The sequence below is a fragment of the Acidimicrobiales bacterium genome (assembly GCA_041394185.1).
In the GTDB taxonomy this organism is placed as follows: Bacteria; Actinomycetota; Acidimicrobiia; order Acidimicrobiales; family Poriferisodalaceae; genus JAAETH01.
The window spans coordinates 300,265-317,786 of sequence record JAWKIQ010000005.1 but is presented as its reverse complement, the minus strand read 5'-3'; the positions used below and the strand labels follow the sequence as shown (position 1 = coordinate 317,786).

At 66.1% G+C, this 17,522-nt stretch carries 16 protein-coding genes; 10 read left to right on the top strand and 6 right to left on the bottom strand.

Translation table 11 applies throughout. The annotated features are described in order from the left end of the window. Positions 1–18: 18 nt before the first annotated feature. The 3 genes from R2770_21575 to R2770_21565 all read left to right on the top strand — a co-directional run bounded on the left by R2770_21575 (position 19) and on the right by R2770_21565 (position 2,325). Positions 19–516, top strand: coding sequence for an NUDIX hydrolase (locus R2770_21575; GenBank protein MEZ5283055.1), 498 nt, complete (start codon positions 19–21; stop codon positions 514–516). Positions 517–528: 12 nt separating this feature from the next. Then, positions 529–1,863 carry a DNA polymerase IV gene (dinB, locus tag R2770_21570; protein ID MEZ5283054.1) on the top strand — a complete coding sequence of 445 codons (1,335 nt, stop codon included), beginning with the start codon at positions 529–531 and terminating at the stop codon, positions 1,861–1,863. 87 nt (positions 1,864–1,950) lie between these two features. Beyond that, positions 1,951–2,325, top strand: a complete 375-nt coding sequence (locus R2770_21565) for a DUF3040 domain-containing protein (GenBank protein MEZ5283053.1) — start codon at positions 1,951–1,953, stop codon at positions 2,323–2,325. Between the two features lie 15 nt (positions 2,326–2,340). On the opposite strand, the gene R2770_21560 is transcribed toward R2770_21565, so the two are convergent. The 3 genes from R2770_21560 to R2770_21550 are packed head-to-tail and all read right to left on the bottom strand — an operon-like array spanning position 2,341 to position 6,790. Further along, positions 2,341–4,569, bottom strand: a complete 2,229-nt coding sequence (locus R2770_21560) for a DUF3488 and transglutaminase-like domain-containing protein (protein ID MEZ5283052.1) — start codon at positions 4,567–4,569, stop codon at positions 2,341–2,343. A 47-nt stretch (positions 4,570–4,616) separates the two neighbouring features. Further along, a complete protein-coding gene (locus R2770_21555; protein ID MEZ5283051.1) occupies positions 4,617–5,816 on the bottom strand; it encodes a DUF58 domain-containing protein in 1,200 nt (399 codons plus the stop codon). A gap of 2 nt (positions 5,817–5,818) precedes the next feature. Further along, positions 5,819–6,790 carry a MoxR family ATPase gene (locus tag R2770_21550; protein ID MEZ5283050.1) on the bottom strand — a complete coding sequence of 324 codons (972 nt, stop codon included), beginning with the start codon at positions 6,788–6,790 and terminating at the stop codon, positions 5,819–5,821. Positions 6,791–6,863: 73 nt separating this feature from the next. Between R2770_21550 and R2770_21545 the strand changes: the two genes are divergently transcribed. Continuing rightward, a complete protein-coding gene (locus R2770_21545) occupies positions 6,864–7,745 on the top strand; it encodes an ROK family protein (GenBank protein ID MEZ5283049.1) in 882 nt (293 codons plus the stop codon). A 9-nt stretch (positions 7,746–7,754) separates the two neighbouring features. On the opposite strand, the gene R2770_21540 is transcribed toward R2770_21545, so the two are convergent. From R2770_21540 to R2770_21530, 3 genes are read right to left on the bottom strand one after another with little or no spacing between them, the layout of a single operon-like run. After that, a complete protein-coding gene (locus tag R2770_21540; GenBank protein MEZ5283048.1) occupies positions 7,755–9,278 on the bottom strand; it encodes a SulP family inorganic anion transporter in 1,524 nt (507 codons plus the stop codon). Positions 9,279–9,330: 52 nt separating this feature from the next. After that, positions 9,331–11,766: a CoA transferase gene (locus R2770_21535; GenBank protein ID MEZ5283047.1), complete on the bottom strand. Its 2,436-nt coding sequence runs from the start codon at positions 11,764–11,766 to the stop codon at positions 9,331–9,333. Beyond that, a complete protein-coding gene (locus R2770_21530; GenBank protein MEZ5283046.1) occupies positions 11,763–12,710 on the bottom strand; it encodes a MaoC family dehydratase in 948 nt (315 codons plus the stop codon). The genes R2770_21535 and R2770_21530 overlap by 4 nt, the downstream gene beginning before the upstream one ends. A gap of 179 nt (positions 12,711–12,889) precedes the next feature. Here R2770_21530 and R2770_21525 point away from each other — a divergent pair, with 179 nt between their 5' ends. The 6 genes from R2770_21525 (at position 12,890) to R2770_21500 (ending at position 17,522) form a co-directional block, all read left to right on the top strand. Then, entirely contained in the window at positions 12,890–13,903 is a 1,014-nt protein-coding gene (locus R2770_21525; GenBank protein MEZ5283045.1) for a DUF222 domain-containing protein, read from the top strand. 36 nt (positions 13,904–13,939) lie between these two features. Then, on the top strand, positions 13,940–15,190 hold the full coding sequence (locus tag R2770_21520; protein ID MEZ5283044.1) for an acyl-CoA dehydrogenase family protein: 1,251 nt from the start codon (positions 13,940–13,942) through the stop codon (positions 15,188–15,190). 78 nt (positions 15,191–15,268) lie between these two features. Continuing rightward, entirely contained in the window at positions 15,269–15,490 is a 222-nt protein-coding gene (locus R2770_21515; protein ID MEZ5283043.1) for a hypothetical protein, read from the top strand. Positions 15,491–15,498: 8 nt separating this feature from the next. Beyond that, positions 15,499–16,026 carry an HNH endonuclease gene (locus tag R2770_21510; GenBank protein MEZ5283042.1) on the top strand — a complete coding sequence of 176 codons (528 nt, stop codon included), beginning with the start codon at positions 15,499–15,501 and terminating at the stop codon, positions 16,024–16,026. A gap of 19 nt (positions 16,027–16,045) precedes the next feature. After that, positions 16,046–16,738, top strand: a complete 693-nt coding sequence (locus tag R2770_21505) for a hypothetical protein (protein MEZ5283041.1) — start codon at positions 16,046–16,048, stop codon at positions 16,736–16,738. A 331-nt stretch (positions 16,739–17,069) separates the two neighbouring features. Next, complete coding sequence (locus tag R2770_21500; protein ID MEZ5283040.1) at positions 17,070–17,522, top strand: division/cell wall cluster transcriptional repressor MraZ; 453 nt, start codon at positions 17,070–17,072, stop codon at positions 17,520–17,522.

Here is a 17,522-nt window from a genome sequence, read left to right as displayed (position 1 = left end):
AGCGCTAGGGTTCAACCCGTGCGCAAGTGGACCGTTGCCGGGGGAATCATCCACGACGGCGAGCATCTCCTGCTGGTCGAGAATCTGCGTCGCAACGGGCGACGAGACTGGTCGACGCCAGGCGGTGTGGTCGACCCTGGCGAATCGGTGTTGGGCGCGCTGACGCGCGAGGTGCGCGAAGAAACCGGCATCGAGGTCGAGAGCTGGGAGCGCAAGCTGTACGAGGTCGATGTCATCGCACACGACATGGACTGGCACATGCGGGCCGAGATCCACCTGGCCAGCGCCTACGCCGGCGACATCTTCATCGACGATCCCGACGGCATCGTCACACAGGCCCGCTGGAGCACCCCTGCCGAGACCCTCCAGCTCTTGGCGGGTGGGCTGGCTTGGCTGGTCGAGCCTCTGACCGACTGGCTCGAGCATCGCTGGGACACCGGTGTCAGGTCTTACGGTTTCGACGTGACCGGCGCATACCCCGACGGAATGTCGATCTCGCGCCGCGAGCTCGACTGAGGCCCCACCACGATGTCCACCCTGCCCGACGGGTCGTGGGGCGAACCCGACGTGTTGCACGTCGACATGGATTCGTTCTACGTGTCGGTCGAGGTGTTGCGCGACCCGTCGCTTGCGGGCAAGCCGGTGATAGTGGGTGGCAGCGGCGACCGTGGGGTAGTGGCCTCGGCGTCGTATGAGGCCAGGGCGTTCGGCGTCAGGTCTGCGATGCCTTCGAGCCGGGCCCGGCGTCTGTGCCCCAACGCCATCTTCGTGCACGGCGACCATCGCCGATACGGCGAGGTCTCCAAACAGATCCACGAGATCTTCGCCGAGGTAACGCCCCACATCGAGCCCATCGCCCTGGACGAGGCGTTCTTGGACGTCAGCGGCGCCAGGCGGCTGCTGGGCTCGGGCGAGCAGATCGCTTGGTCGATCCGGTCACGAATCGAGAACCGGCTGGGCCTGAACTGTTCGGTTGGTGTCGCCCCGAACAAGCTGCTGGCCAAGCTCGCCAGCGAGGCCGCCAAGCCCATCGCCGACGTAAAGGGTGTTCGGCCCGGCCGCCAGGTGGTGGTGGTCGAAGCCGACCAGGCGTTGCAGTTTCTGCACGCCCACCCCATACGCGCTCTGTGGGGCGTGGGGCCCAAGACCCATGATCGCCTCAGTGCACTGGGCGTGCAGACCGTGGCCGACCTGGCCCGCATACCGCTGGAGCCCCTGGTCGCGTCGGTGGGGGCGGCCCATGGCAGGCACCTGTTTGACCTGGCACGGGGTTACGACCCGAGGCCGGTCGAGAGCCACCGCGAGGCCAAGTCGATAGGCCACGAGGAGACGTTCTCGCGAGACATCTACGACCGCTCCGAACTCGACCGGATCTCCATGCGGTTGGCCGACGCCGTTGCGACCCGCCTGCGTTCGGCCGGAATGGCCGCGCGGACGGTTCAGCTGAAGCTGCGCTTCTCCGACTTCAGCACCATCACGCGCTCGCGTTCGGTCGCCGACGAGGTCACCACGGCCAACGCAATCGTCGCCGTGGTGCGAGAACTGCTCGACGCCCGAGACGTCAGCCCACGAATAGAACACGACGGGGTCCGCCTGCTGGGTGTGTCGACCTCGCATCTGGCTGCCCCGACGGGCGTGCAGCTATCACTGGACGAATTGATGGATACGGCCCGCGCGGACGGCCCCCCACAACACGGGTGGTCCGAGGTGGCGGCCACCCTCGACGAGATCCGTCAGCGATTCGGCTCCGACGCAGTGGTTCCGGGTGCTGCGCTGGCCGACAAGGGGCGCCGCGACAGGCGCGTGGGCGACGAGCTGTGGGGTCCAGGCCTCATCCGCACCACGAATTCGGCCGATGAGTAGGGTGGGCGCGTTGTCGCGAGGCCGGCCCCTGTGTAAAACTGAACCACGCCCCGCCGGCGACCTCACCTGATCGAAGGGACACAGGCGATGCCGCTCTCAGAAGACGAACAGCGGATCCTCCAGCAGATCGAGCAGAACTTCTACGAGAGTGACCCCGAGTTTGCGCGCGAGGTTGGCGAGACCACCCTCTACCGTCACGCTTGGCGCAACATCAAGTGGGCTCTCGTCGGTTTCGTCGCTGGTGTCGGGCTGCTGGTTGCTGCCCTTTCGATCCACTTCCTCCTGGCCTTCGCCGGGTTCCTCGTGGTGTTTGCCTGCACCATCGTCATCGAACGAAACCTCAGCAAGCTGGGGCGGGCCGGTCTGGCTCAGGTGACGGGCAACATGCGATCGACAAACATGCGCGACGCGGTCGGCGGCATCGGGTCGAAGTTCAAGCGCGACAAGCGCAAGGGCGACTGACGGTCGCCAAGCAACTCAACGGGTAGTGAAGATCGGCCTGGGGTCGAGCCTGCGCTTGGCCCGTTCGCCACTAGAGGCCCGGTCGGACAGCTCGCGTTCCAGTTCGGCCACCAGTTCGCGAGCGTGAGCGGCCACGTCGTCTGAGGGTTCGGACCTGCCGTAGCTCGATGCGTCGACCAGCTGCGCCACCTGCCTCAGGCGCGTCGAGTCGACCACACCCATGGGTGCGATGCGTGAGACGTATTCGCGGCGGGTCTCGGCCTGGCGTGGGGCGTAGCCGACCTGGCGCAGGCTGTCGGTGAGATCGCGCCACGACACCTCGACCCTCTCGCGGCCGTCTCTGGCCCGGGCCATGCGCTTGCGTCGCCTCCACCCGACCAGGGCGGGAATACCCCACCACATGGCCCCAACCATGGTGCCGCCGATTGCCATCACTGCCAGGAATTTCAGCAGCCACCCCGGAACGCCGTCGCCGCCCGTGGACACCGCCGCACCACCGCCACCGGCTTCGGTGTCGAGGTCGGGGAACTCGGGTATGTCGTTGAGGTCCTGATCTGGGATCACCAGACCCGAACCCTCGTCGATTTCGTTTTCGGCGGCCGGCTGCACGGGGTCGAAGCCACCTTCCTGATCGGGAGCGACGCCGGTCCATGCCTCGCCCTGAGGAGACCCGCGGCCTGGGGTCGGTTCGAACTGAACCCACGCTCCGCCGATCCACAGCTCGGGCCATGCGTGATAGTTCTCGCCGCGCACCACGAACTCGTCGCCCACACGCGACCCGGGAGTGAACCCGACAGCCACCCGCGAGGGGATGCCGGCTGCCCTGGCCAACAGTGCGTAGGTTCCGGCGAACTGCTCGCAGTAGCCGATGCGCTCGTCGAACAAGAAGCGCTCTATGCGGTTGCCGTCGTGGCCTCCGGCGACCTCGGTCGAGTACTCGTAGTTGTTTCGGAAGTAGTCCTGCAGGGCCAGCGCCTTGTCGTAGGCGTTGTCGAAGGGTGCTGTCAGCTCTCGTCCGAATTCGACCACGGCCTCGCTGAGATCGACCGGAAGCCCGGTGTATCGCTGCCTGATGTCGTCTGGGATGGGCGTGCGATCGGCCCTCAGCCGACCGGGCACGAAGCTGGGTACGACCGCGGTGAGGCTGTAGGTGACGCCGTCGGTGAACTGGCCCGGAACCGTTACCAGGGTCGACGACACCGGATCCCACTTGGCTTCGACACCGTTTATGGTTAGCGGCTCATAGGGGGCCGGAATCCATATGTCGCCCAGGTTCGACACCGATATCTCGAGATCGAGGATCTGACCCTGGCTCGAGTCGGGGCTGGACAGGGTGCCCCTGGCGTCGGTGTATTCGTAGCGTGATCCCCAGACCCCGTCCGAGTAGGTGTCCAGCGACGTCGTGCGCCAGTAGGCGCCTGTCGCCGAGTCGGTGCGCACCCTGAACAGCTCGACATCGGTCTGCTCGACCAGGCGACCCCTGGCATCGACCAGGGGGCTGAGGGTCACCCTGGAACCTCCGCCACCATCGAGCGCCTTCCAGTCGATCACTGCTTCGGCGTTGACCCCGGGCAGCAACGGCCCGACGATCAGGCCCACCACCACCATGCTTGCGATCATCGAGGCACCGGTGCGCGCCTGGGCGCCAGGCTGGCGCACTCGTGTTGGCCCCACCGGCACAGCCGACGAGAGGGGGAACGCGATACGAGACAACAGGACGAATGCCGCGACCGACGCCAGGAACAGGGCCGTGGTTGCGGCCCGGTTGTCGGGTACGCCCAACAACGAGACAAACACCACCACGACCGTGCTGGGCAGCAGGGCCTCGACCACGGTGCGGACACGAAACGCCGCCAGGTCGGCCAGTGCGGCCGCCGCCCACATGACCACCATCAGGGCCAGGACAAACCCATCCAGGGCCTCCGTGGGTGCCTTGACCACGGCAAAGGCATCCCAGGCCTCGGACAGATCGGAGCGGATCTGCGACCACGTGTCACCCGTAGGTACCGCGGCGGTCGTGGTTGCGCCGTAACGGACGTTGGTGACGAAGAACAGCATGGTCAGCAACGTCGCCATCAGAGCCACAGGCGTCGACAGGCGGGCCCGACGCAACAGCATCGACAGCAGGTGCGAGCAGACGACGCTTCCTGCAACGGGCACGAAGTACGAGTTGTCGTCGAACAGCCTCGACAGAGCGATGGTGGTGGACAACGTCACGGCCAGCAGGGCCAACTCGGCTGCCACGATGGGCCACCCCGCTACGTGATTGGCCCGGACCGAACCGCCGGCCATCATCGCGCCCCCAGGCTGGAAGTTGCCGCAACCGGCCGGCCGTGGGCCGTTGTCCAGGCGTTGACGAACGACGTTGCATCCGCGGTCTCGATGACCATTGCGCCCGACCCTGCCGCCCTGACCGATCCCGAGGGCTGCCCGCCCGAGCGACAGATGACAACCGTGATGTGATCGAAGGTCCGACGCATCCGAAGCATCTCGTCTATCTCCGACGAGGGCGGATCGACCAGACAAGCAACCAGGGCTCCGCCACCCCCCTGGGTGAGAATCGAATCGCGGGCCGCCAACAGGGTGCCCGTGGGTGTCTGGTCGGCCGATGCCAGGTACTGCATGATCGACTCGAGGTGGGTTCCTCCGGTGGCAAACCCGCTGTCGCCCCTGGCGGTGGTGACCAGGCGGATCAGATCGCGGCGTCGGCTGCTGGCGTCGAGCACGCTGGCCGACACCTCGATCGCCAACTCGAACAGGTCGCGGTCGGCACCGTTGCGCCTGGTGTCGAGCAACATCGTCAGCCGCCCCTGCCAGGGCTGGTCGTCTTGGCGCACCATCAGTTCGTCGTGCCGGGCCGTCGACTTCCAGTGAACCCTGCGCAGGTCGTCGCCCACCGAATACTGCCGCAGCGCGTAGAAGTCATCGCCGGTGCGACCCAACGCGTTCGGCGTGGGTGCAGCGTTGTGCGAGTCGTCGCCGACAGTGAAGGGCGCGGGCTCTATACGGTGCAGCCGCGGGTACACCGTGACCTGATGCTCGCCGGCGGCCCTGATATCGAGGTTGCTCAGTCCGAACGGGTCGCCGATGCGAACGCTGAGCGGGCCCACCGCCATGATTCCACGATGCTCGGTAGGGAGTTGGTAAGCCACCGTGGCGGTCTCGCCCCTGTACAGCGGACCCACCGTCATCTCGGCCCCTGGAGTTCCCTCGACCGGGTCGCTCAACTGAAGTACGGGGGTGCGGCCGCCCTTGTTGATGATCGAGATGTCGACCCTGGCGGTGTTGCCGGCGAACAGGCGGACCGGGGTTATGGCCCGGCTCACCTGAAGCTCGATGCGGGCCAGCCCGGTGTTGACCAGTGCCAGACCCACCAGCACCAGTGCGGCGGCTCCCAGGACGTACAGCTCCCAAATCGCGAAGACCCGTCCGCCCACGACCATCGACAGGCCCAGGGCCAGCAGCAGCCACCCTTGGCGCGTAACCCGCACGCTCAGCCGCCAGTGGTGGGTACTGGTACCGATGCCAGCACTTCTGACAGAACCTGCGAAACCGACCCGCCTTGCAGCTGGGCGTCTGGGGCCAACACCAGGCGGTGCGACAGCACCGGAATGGTCAGTTCCTTGATGTCGTCTGGCAGCACGTGGTCGCGTCCTCTGGAGGCGGCCAGTGCTCTGGCTGCGCTCTGCAACGACACGGTGGCTCGTGGCGATACGCCGAGCGACAGTGAACGATGTTGGCGTGACGCCTCGGCCAGTTCGACCATGTACGACTTCAGCGCCGGAGCCACGTAAACACCTCGGGCTGCCGCCGTCATGGCGGTGACGGTCTGGGCCGACACCACCGGGCTCAGCTCGATCGGTTCGGCGCCGTGCTGGTCGAGGATCTCCACAGCGGCGGCCGGTGACGGGTAGCCGATGGAGATGCGCATCAAGAAGCGGTCGAGCTGAGACTCGGGCAGGGGATAGGTGCCCTCGTGCTCGATCGGGTTCTGGGTGGCCAGCACCATGAACGGTGCGGCCAGACGGCGACTGACGCCGTCGACGGTGACCTGGCGCTCTTCCATGGCCTCGAGAAGCGCGGCCTGGGTCTTGGGTGATGCGCGGTTGATCTCGTCGGCCAGAACGATGTTGGCGAACACCGGGCCAGGCTGGAACTCGAATGTGCGTGTCTCGCGGTTCCAGATGCTGACGCCGACGACGTCTGTGGGCAGCACATCTGGGGTGAACTGCATACGACCGAAGTCGCAGTCGATCGAGCGGGCGATGGCCTTTGCGAGGCTGGTCTTGCCGACGCCGGGCACGTCTTCGACCAGCAGATGTCCACCGGCGAAAAGGCACACCAGCGACCGGTCGATTACCTCGGGTTTGCCCTTTATCACCTGTTCGATGTTTGCCCGGATGGCGGCGAAGTGCTCAGCGAACGTGGCAGGCGCGGTCTTTGGAGGATCGGCGATTTCGGTCACAGGGGCTCAGCCTACGGGGCACGCGGCGGAGGGTGGTGTCGCGGCGGGTGCCCTTCGATGACAAGCTCTTGGGGTGACGCCCACCATCCTCGCCATCGACATCGGAGGCACCAAGCTCGAGGTCGGGCTGGTCGGCGCCGACGACGGACGGATATTGACGCGCCATCGGATAGCGACCCCTTCGGTTGGTGATGGCGAGGAGTTGCTGGCCACCGTCTTCGACCTGGCCCAGGCCACCCTCGACGACGACGCGGGCGAGCCTCCGCAGTCTTGCGGTGTGGGCTGTGGCGGGCCCATGCGCATGGCCGAACGCCTGGTTTCGCCGCTGAACATCGCCCAGTGGAGAGACTTCCCGCTGGCTCAACGGCTCGAGCAGCGGTTTGGTTTGGTGACCCATGTCGACAACGACGCCAAGGCGTTGGCGCTGGGCGAGGGTTGGCGCGGGGCGGCGGCCGGATGCCCCAACTACCTGGCCATGGTGGTCTCGACGGGTGTGGGCGCCGGGATCGTGCTCGAGGGGCGATTGCTCGACGGGGCCGACGGCAACGCGGGCCACATCGGTCACCTGATCGTCAACCCGGGCGGTCGCGAACACGCAGGAATTCGAGGTTCGCTGGAAGGCGAAGCCTCAGGCACAGCGATTGCGGCGTTGACCTCGGCTCCTGCGGCCGCAGCCGACGACACGTGGCGGCGCCGCACTGGCACCCTGGTGGGCCGGGCTGTCGGCGGGGTGGCGAACCTCCTCGATCTCAAGCTGGCTGTCGTAGCCGGGTCGGTGGCGCTGGGTTTCGGCGACGACTTCTTCCATGCGGCCCAAGCCGAGGTAGACCGGGTTGCGTTGCTCGATCACAGCCTGGGCACACGAATCGTGCCCGCAGGGCTTGGACCGGACGGCCCGCTGGTGGGTGCGGCAGCTGTGTCGCTTTACCGGCGCGGTCTACTGCACCTGGGCTAGGGGCGCGACCTAGTCGTCGCCGTCGCCCAGGGGTTCGTGCAGAGCGGCGCGCAAGCGTTGGGCGTGGGGTGGGATGCCCACGAACTCGACGTTCATGCCGCTCTCGCGGATCTCTCTGGCGAATTCGCCCAACTCGCCGGCCGCCGTCGTGTCCAACCTGCCCACACCCGACAGGTCGATCTCGAGGTGGGTGGCCTCGGGGTGGTCGGCCACGATCTGCAGTGCCACCTCGACCATGCGGTTGACCGAGCCGAACCACAGAACCCCCCGCGGCGCCACCGACAGGATGGGCGCTTCGTAGCTGTGGTCGATGTGTATGGGCAGCTCGCGCCACAGATGCACGATGACGGCCAGCACGACACCCAGGATGATGCCTCGGTCGATGCGCGGGTCGAACAGCATCGTGCCGGCCATCGTGGCCAGTGCGGTGGCGAACTGCGGCAGACTGCGCCGGGCCACGGCGAACAGGCGCGGGAAGTCGAGCAGGCTCGACACGGCGCTGACCACGACGGCGGCCAGCGCGGCCTTGGGGATGGTCTCGAACACCCCGGCGAAGGGCAGCAGCGCCAGCATCGCCATGCCGGTTATGGCGCCCGACCATGCCGTGTCGGCGCCGGCACGGTAGTTCAGGCCCGACCGTCCGAACGAGCCACCCACCGGGTAACCGCCGCTGAACGCCGCCGCCACGTTTGCCACGCCCTGGCTGACGAACTCGCGGTTGGCACTCCAGGGCTTGCGTTCGGCGGCGGCGAATGTACGAGCGATCGAGGCGGGTTCCGCGAAGCCGATCAACGCGATGACGAAAGCGGGCACCAGCAGGTGCGAGAACTCGCCGAGCGGGAACGAGGTGTGCAGCTCGATCCATCCGCTTTCGAAGCTGCCGACGCGGGCTACCTCGAGGTCGAGCATCTCTGCGGCCAGCCAGGTGGCACCCACGCCCACCAACACGCTGGGGAACACCCGGTGGATCTTTCGCAACAACACGATGAGCCCGTAGGTGAATCCGGCGACGGCAATCGCCTCCCAGTTCCAACCGTCGGGGTGGGTCAGGACGTCGTATGCCCTGACCAACACCCGGTCACGATCCGACCCGGCGCCGACGATGTTGGGCAGCTGAGACCCGATGATCAATATCGCCGCACTGGTGGTGAAGCCAACCAACACGGGCTGGCTGACCAGGTAGGCCGAGATGCCCATGCGCAACAGGCCGAACGCGATTCGAATCACACCGACCATCAGGGCCAACAGGGCCGCGGCTTCGATGTAGTCGGCGGTTCCGGGAATGGCGATGTGGGCCAGAGCACCGGCGACCAGCAGCGACGACAGGGCTGTGGGACCGGTTTGGAGGTAGGGCGACGAAACGAACAGGGCCGCGGCTATCGGAGGGATGGTGCCGGCCACCAGGCCATAGCGACTTGGCATACCGGCCAGCTCGGCATATGCGAGCCCTTGGGGGATCAGCGCCAGTACGACGCTGAGCCCGGCGACGACATCTCCGAGTGTGGGTGCGGTGGGGCGGGGGAGGGCTCGCACGGAGAGACAGTGTGCACACGATGGGCCCCTCCACGCCAGCTCGTCGGGCGCTTCAACCCAGGGTGCCGTCCACCATCAGCTGAACGAACTGGTCATCTGTGCGCCCGAGCAAGGTCTGCACGACGTATTCGTTGTGCTCGCCGACCGCCGGCGAGCGGTCGAGCCACAGCTCGGCGCCAACCCAGCGGGCAGCCTCGCGGTCGACGGGTATCTCGAGGTCGGGGCGCAGTGGCTGGGAGGTCTGCTGGTAGTGGCGGCCCAGTTGAGGATCGAGCTCGAGCATGTCGCGAAGGTTCTCGACAGGTGCCGCCGCAATGCCCGCCGCCTGCAGCAGCTCGGTGACCTGCCACTTGTCCAGCGTCGAGCTCCACCGGTTGATCAGCTCGTCGAGCGCGTCCTCGTTGGCCTTGCGGTCGGCGTGGGTTGCGAACCGCTCGTCGTTCAGCCACTCGACATGGCCTGCGGCCTGGCAGAACGACCGCCACTGATCCTGTCCGTCAACGGCAATCGCCACCCAGGCGTCGAGCTGGGCACCGGTTTCGGGGATCGTCTCGTTGGCGGCTCGAAACACGCCATGGGGGCAGAGGTCGGGATGCCGGTTGGCGTTAGGCGCGGGCTGTGCGCCTGTGGCTTTGAACTGCATCCACTCGGCGCCCAGCAACGACAGCAGGCCCGAAAGCTGTGGCAGGTGCAGCTCGGCTCCCTCGCCGGTCTTTTCGCGCTGGCGTACCGCAGCCAGCACTGTCGACACCAACAGATGGGGCGAGGTGAAATCTGGGTAGGCCACGCCGATGCCTCGCGGGCGTTCGTCGGCGAAGCCCGTCAGCATGTTGAAACCCGACGCGGCCATCAAGATGTTGCCCATGCTCGGCCGGCGAGCCCACGGACCGTGTCTGTGTGCGCCTGGCATGTTCAGCAAGATCAGGTCGGGTTTCGCGGCCTGCAAGACCTCGTAGCCCAAGCCCATTCGCTCGAGCGATCCGGGACGGAAGTTGTTGACCACTACGTCTGCTGTTGCGATCAGCTCGATCACCAGCGCCCGGCCGGCGTCGGTGGTGAGGTCTACCGCAAGCGACTTCTTGCCGGCGTTGACGACGTTGTGCAGACCGCCGAGGTCTGGGTCTGGCTTGCCATCGGGACCTATCTGGCTGCGCATCGAGTCGGGTTTGGTGCTCGATTCGACCCTGATCACCTCGGCCCCGAAGCTGGCCAGAATCCGCGTCCCGATGGGGGCGGCCAACACCCACCCGAAGTCGACCACCCGGAGGCCCTCGAGAGCCCGGGCCGGATCGTTCGGCACCACGGCTGGTGCGCTGGCGCTTTTCGCCGCCACCGGTTGGGCCTCTGCAGCAAGGTCCTGGTGTTCGCCAAGCAGCGGCGCGCGGCGCTGTGGCACCTGCCCTACGGCATCGACGGGCGACCGGAGGCTGCCCAGGGTGCCGAACAGTTCGTGTTCGACGTCTATGAACTGATCGTTCACCCTGAACTGCTCGGTCTTCTCCAGGTCGGGGAAGTCCAGCACCGGCAGGCAGATGATGTCGGCCTCGAGCGCTCCGGCAACGAACTGATCTCGCGTCAGCTTGGCCGCCAGCGCCAGGGTCGTCTCCGATACGGGGTTGCCCTGGCGAGGCGACTCGAGACGGGCGTAGTGCCAGTCGTCTGCGGTCATGCCATGATCGATTCCCTCGCGCTCGGCCCACGCCAGGAAGCCGTCGAAACGGTCTGGGCGCACCAGCAGGCCTACGAACTTGCCATCTCGACACGGCATCGCCGCCGACAGGCCCGGGCGGGCGGGGATGCGCTTGTGCCAAACCCAAGCGCTTGGTGTGTTCGTCTGCATCACTGCCAGCGCAGCTGCTTCTTGCAGCGAGATGTCGATGTGCTGTCCGCTGCCTCGGGCGTCGGACGCTCCCAGGTCGCGCTGGTGCAGGGCGATCATCACGGCCGAGGCGGCCGCCAAACCGGCCATCGTGTACGACGGGTTTGCTGCTCCCTGAACCGGAACCCCGCGCGGCGATCCCGACACCCACACGAGCCCGCCGGCGGCGCACGCCACCAGGTCGTTCGCCGCTCGGTCTTTCCAAGCGGTGTCGAGCCCGAACGGGGTGACCGAACATTGGATCAACCCCGGGTTTGCCGAGCGCAGTCTTGCGTGGAACGCACCCAGGGCGTCCAGGCGGCCGGGTGCTTCGGTGTCGATCAGCACGTCGGCCGTGCTGACCAGCGCCTCGAACCGCGCCATGTCCTGCGGGTCGTCCAAATCGAGAACCACCGACAGCTTGTTGATGTCGAAGTACAGGTGGGCGAACGAACGCTCACCGTCGGCGATGCCGCCCAGGTGGGGTCCTTCGTGGCGTATCTGCGAGCCGCCCGGAGGTTCGACCATGATCACCTCGGCACCGAGGTCGGCCAGGATTCGTCCGGCCAAGGCTGCCGATCGGTTTGCCAGTTCGATCACTCGCACACCGGCGAGTGGACGCGCACTCATGAGCGTGCTGCGGGCACGCAGACTCGTGCGGTCATGGCCACGGGCCCGTCGGCTCCGAGCCTGGCTTCGGTGTCGAACACCACCATGTCCACGCCCGAGCTGTCACCCGTTTCGATCACCGTTGCTGTGGGCACGATGACCACGCCGTCCTCGACCGGTGCCTTCCACCTGACGTCGAACGAGCTTCCGTACAACAAGCCCTCTGTTCCGATGGCATCCATAAGCACCTCGAGCACGAACGACAGCACGTGGTTGCCGCCGGCAATGGGGCGCCGCAGCCCGGCCTTTTTCGCCAGCTCGGGGTCGGAGTGGATGGGATTGGACGGGTTCTTGGTGTCGCGGGCGGCCATCATCTCGAGGCTCACCGTCACGTCATGGCCACCGAACACATCGCCGACCGACAGCTCGGCAAGGCGATCGAGGTGTGGGTTGGACATGGCCGCGTCGCCGTCTGGGCCAACCGCCACCAACTCGTCACCGGTGATTCCTTCTGCGCCATCGGCCAGGTCGGGGTCGGGAACATAGGACATCAGGCCTGTGCTGATGTTGCTGGCAACCAGGTTTCCGGACGAGTCGAAGGTCTGGCTGGTGTTGTTGCCGTATCGGCGTCCCTTGCGCACATGTCGCCCGACCGTTTGGCCGGTCACGGTGAACACGTCGGTTCGCTCGAGCGGCCGGTGAATGGTGTAGCGCTCGCGGACCCACACGCCTCCCGCGACACCTCCGGCCCCGCCGGGTATGCGTTGGGCTCTGTTCGGATTGCGCGGCTGGTTCGAAAGCAGGAACAGCGTCTGGCCACAGATCATGTCTGGCGACACGATTCCTTTGTCGAGCAGGGATCTGGTGTGGTCACCCCAGGCGCCCATCCCTGCGGCCACGCCGTCGAGCTTGTCTGCGTCGATGGGCCCCGAAACGGCGACCAGTTGTCTTGGAAATTCCCCCATAGCCGAACAGTAGATGCCAAGCCTTCTCAGCGATGCTTCCGCGGAGGTGCCGATCGCACGTTACGTATGCTCAGAGCCACTGACAGTGCTATAGAGGCTTCTCTAGTGAGTGTCCTACCCTCTCAGTAAGGTTTCGCGTACGCGAAACCGGTACAAGCAGCGGACGAGGGGAGAAGAGGATGACGGTGGTGACTCTCGACGAGTTCCAGGTCGAGCGCGGCAGGGCGATCGATCTGGTGTCGACGGCGAAGCGGTTCACCCAGAGCCATTACAGCCTCGTCGTGGCGTGTGCCGATTTTGCTGATGGGCCGGTTTGGGTCGCAGACGGCGCTGCGTCGGCTGCGCACTGGCTGGCCGAACGCACCGATCATTGCGCCAACACTGTGCGCGAGTGGATCCGCATCGGCCGTTGTCTTCGCGGTCTTCGCGCTTCCGCGGAGGCGTTCGAGAAGGGCGACCTGTCGTATTCGAAGGTTCGTGCGTTGACCCGTTTCGCCACTCCCGAGAACGAAGCCGAGTTGTTGGAGCTGGCGGCCAAGGTGCCAGCGGCCGACATCGGTACCGCTTTGGCGGCACGGTCGGTTCGAAATGAGAACGACGATGTCATCGAAGCTCGCCACCAGAGGCAGCGGCACTTCACGACCCGTACCGATCCCGACGGCACCATATGCGGTTCGTTCCGGTTGGCGCCGTTGGCCGGGGGCAAGCTGATGGCGGCAGTGAATACGACGATGATGCGTTCCACGGCCAAGCGGCAAGCCGATGGCACCTGGCCCACGGTCGCCCAGCAGAAGGCCGACGCATTGGTGGATCTCGCCGTGGCCCACGGTGGTCGCTTCGTGTACGAGGTGGTCGTGCACGTCTCCGGCGACGGCTGCCACCTCGACGACGGCACGCCACTGACCGACAGCGCAGTCGGCCGCCTCATTCCCCAGGCGTTCATCCGCGGGTTGATCCACGACAGCGAACGGAGGCCGGTCGACGCCACCAACCGGCGCAGGCGGCCCACCCCACGCCAGAAGCGACTGGTCAAGGCACGCGACAGGGTCTGCGTCGACTGCGGCCGGCGAGACCTGCTCGAATACGACCACAACCCACCACACAGCAGCACCGGCCACACACTGACAACCGAGCTGAGGCTTCGTTGTGCGGCCTGCCACACTGCAAGGCACAAGTCACTTGGGCTCGACTAGACAGCGCAGGGTCTGGCGGCGTCTAGAGTTCTTGCCATGCAGCCGACCTACCCACCTCAAGCGGCCGAGTTCCGCTCGAAGATCCAAAGCTTCCTCGCCGAGAACCTGCCCTCAGACTGGAAGGGCATCGGGGCGCTGACACAGGCCGAGGCCGAAGCGTTCACCACGACGTGGCGCAAGGTGCTCTTCGAGAACAACCTGCTGGGCCTCAACTGGCCCACCGAGTACGGCGGGCCGGGCCTGTCCGAACTCGAGCAGGTGATCGTGGCCGAAGAGTTCCAGAAGGCGGGTGTGCCGACCGGTGGCCCCAACGACGCGTTCGGCATCCAGATGGTCGGAAACACCATCATCCACTGGGGCACCGAAGAACAAAAGCGCCACTTCCTGCCGCGCATCCTCAGCGGCGACGACACGTGGTGCCAGGGCTACAGCGAGCCCAACGCCGGATCTGATCTTGCCAACCTGGGCCTGAAGGCCGAACTCGACGGCGACGAATGGGTTCTGAACGGCCAGAAGATCTGGACCTCGGCCGGCCATCTCGCCGACTGGATCTTCGTGCTCGGTCGCACCAACGCCGATGCCGCCAAACACAAGGGCATCACCTTCTTCCTTGTGCCGATGAGCCAGCCCGGCATCGAGGTGAGGCCCATCAAGATGATCTCGGGCGAGTCCGAGTTCAACGAGGTCTTCTTCTCCGACGCCCGCTGCCCCAAAGACAACATCGTCGGCGAGGTCAACGAGGGTTGGCGGGTCGCCATGACCCTGCTGGGCTTCGAACGAGGCGAGGCCGCAGCCACACTGCCGGTCACCTTCCGAGCCGAACTCGATCGCCTCAACCAGTTGGCGAAGGCAACCGGGGCCAACGAGGATCCGATCATTCGCCAGCGGTTGGCGTGGTGCCACGAGAAGGTCGAGATCATGCGCTACCTCGGCATGCGCAGCCTCACCAAGTACCTGGCCGGCAATCCACCTGGCCCCGATGCTGCCATCACCAAGCTCAACTGGTCCGAGTATCACAAGGTCGTCACCGAGCTTTCGCTCGACATCCTGGGACCCGTTGCGATGGTGCCGACGGGCGAGCCTCCCAAGTCGGCCTTCCAGGCCGATGCGGCCGGAACACCGGCCAGCAACATCCGATCCTGGACCGACACGTTCTTGAACGCGAGGGCGGGCACCATTTACGCAGGCACGTCGCAAGTGCAGCGCAATATCATCGGCGAGCAGGTTCTGGGTCTGCCCAAAGAACCCAGGGCCGATACAGGGGCCTGGAAAGACGTCAAGAGCTGAGACGTCGAAGAACAAGGATGTGAAGAGCTGAACCGAGACCTCGTCGCCGTGCCCGGGCTGTCATCGATTGTCCGGGCGGTGCTGTTGCGCCCCCGCCTGTGGAAGGTGGCGGTGCAACAGGGTCTTCGGCTCGCGCCACGAGGGTGGTGGCGGCAGCCACCGTTCCTGCCGCTTCCCGATGCCGAGTACCTCCACTTCCGGCTCACCACCATGTACGGGGGCGCCGACCCCGAGCCAGACCCCACCGATGTGGTGGCATGGCTCGAGTGGTGTCGCCGCTGGCCCAGCATCGCGGCCTGAGGATCGACATGGCGCTCGTATTGGTTCTGAACGCGACCTACGAGCCCATAAGTGTTGTGTCGCAACGGCGAGGGATGACGTTGGTGTTGTCCGAGAAGGCCGATTCCCTGGCCGAATCAGACGACGTGTGGCATTCCGAGCGCAGCCAGTTCAACCCACCCGAGGTGGTGAAGCTCCGGTATTTCGTCAAGGTTCCCAGGCGACGTCGGGCGCCGCTGCACCGGCGGGCCCTGTTCGCGCGCGACGCCCACACCTGCCAGTACTGCGGCGATGCGGCCGAGTGCGTCGACCATGTCCACCCCCGCAGCAAGGGTGGCCAGCACACTTGGGAGAACGTCGTGGCGTGCTGCAAGCGCTGCAACCTGGCCAAGGGCGATCGCCTGCTGGCCGATTCGCCCCAGTTTCGATTGCGACGCCCGCCTACGGCTCCCTCGCCCGGGCTGTGGGTCGCCCTGTCTGTGCGCAGCTTGCCAGCCGCGTGGGTTCCGTACCTGCCAGAGTTGCCCGAGGGCATCGAGCTGGCCGCCACGGCCTGATGGCCTCAGGGTGCCCTTCGTGAGATTCGTCGAGACCTCGGCTCCGCCTTCCGCGCTGCTGGCCCGCGAGGTTTCGGGCGGACCGGTCACCTGGTTCTGCCGACCGTCGAAGCCTGCCTTGGTGTTGGGGTCGTCGCAACGAGATCTGGCCGTCGACCGCGCCGAGCTGGATCGTCGAGGCGCCGATCTGGTCAGGCGGCGTGGTGGTGGGGGAGCGGTGTGGGTCGACCGCACCGTCGCATGGTTCGACATCGAGATAGGGCCGACAGACCCGCGCTGGAACGACGACGTGGGCAAGGCCTTCTTGTGGGTCGGCGACGCGTTGGTCGAGGTCTTGGCCCACTTCGGGGTGGAAGCGACCAACCACCGGGGCGCCCTGCAGCACTCGCGCTGGAGCCAGCTGGTGTGCTTTGCGGGAGTGGGCCCCGGTGAGGTGCTGGTGGATGGTCGCAAGCTGGTCGGCATCTCCCAGCGACGCACCCGCCACGGCGCCAGGTTCATGTGCCAGGCCCACTGCGATTGGCGCGCCGACGATGTTGTGGAGGCGCTCGAGATGTCGGCTTCGGATCGATCCGACGCCAGGCGCGAGCTGGCCCAGGTGGCTGTCGGTCTCGGCGAACTGGGTCTGGACCGCGAGCGGTTCGAGGCGACGCTGCGTTCGGTGCTGACCGGCCAGCGAGCCGATTCGGGCCTGGCGACCGCCAATCCATAGCGCGCGGCAAAAAAATCTTCGACGCTGAGTGGCGGTTCAACCACTCGATCTGGCTTCGAACGGCCGTTCGTTTCAGTTTCGTGAAGTCCAGCGTTTTCAACGCTCTCGGTGAGAATTACACCGATGTAACTACACGAATGTCTCGCTGTGTGGCGACCTGGGTGTCCACTTCGGGCGTCTCGATTGCGTTGCGGGGGCCAAAAAGGACCTTTACTGTGGCGCGAAGTGGAGGAAAGGGGAGCGATGTGGAGCATCGTTCGCCGAACCCCTCACCGGTCTGAAGATGGGTCTACAGGACCGTTCAGTAGTCGCTGAGAAAGGTTGTACCAGGGTGTTTGTCGGGACGTTCGAGCATGGGCTCGATGAGAAGGGGAGGCTGATCCTTCCCTCCGCGTTCCGCGACGCCTTCGCTACCGGCGGCTACCTCACCAAGAGCCTCGAGGGCTGCCTGGCCCTGATGGGTGAGGCCGAGTTTCAGGCCCAGTACGAACACCGCATGCGCCTGGCCAGCGCCGGCCGGGTTGCCCGCAACGCAGCCCGCGCCTTCATGGCCGGATCGGTGCCCATCGTTCCCGACAAGCAGGGCCGCATCGCCATTCCAGCGAAGCTCCGCGAGTTCGCCGACCTCGACCGCACCTGCGTGGTCAACGGATTTGGCGAGCGCATCGAGATCTGGAGCGACGAGCGCTGGGCCGTAAACGGTGCCGAAGGCGACGAAGCGCTGCTCGAAGGCGACGAGGCCGAAGCGCACCTGCAATTGATGTTGCGGGAGGACAGCTTGTGA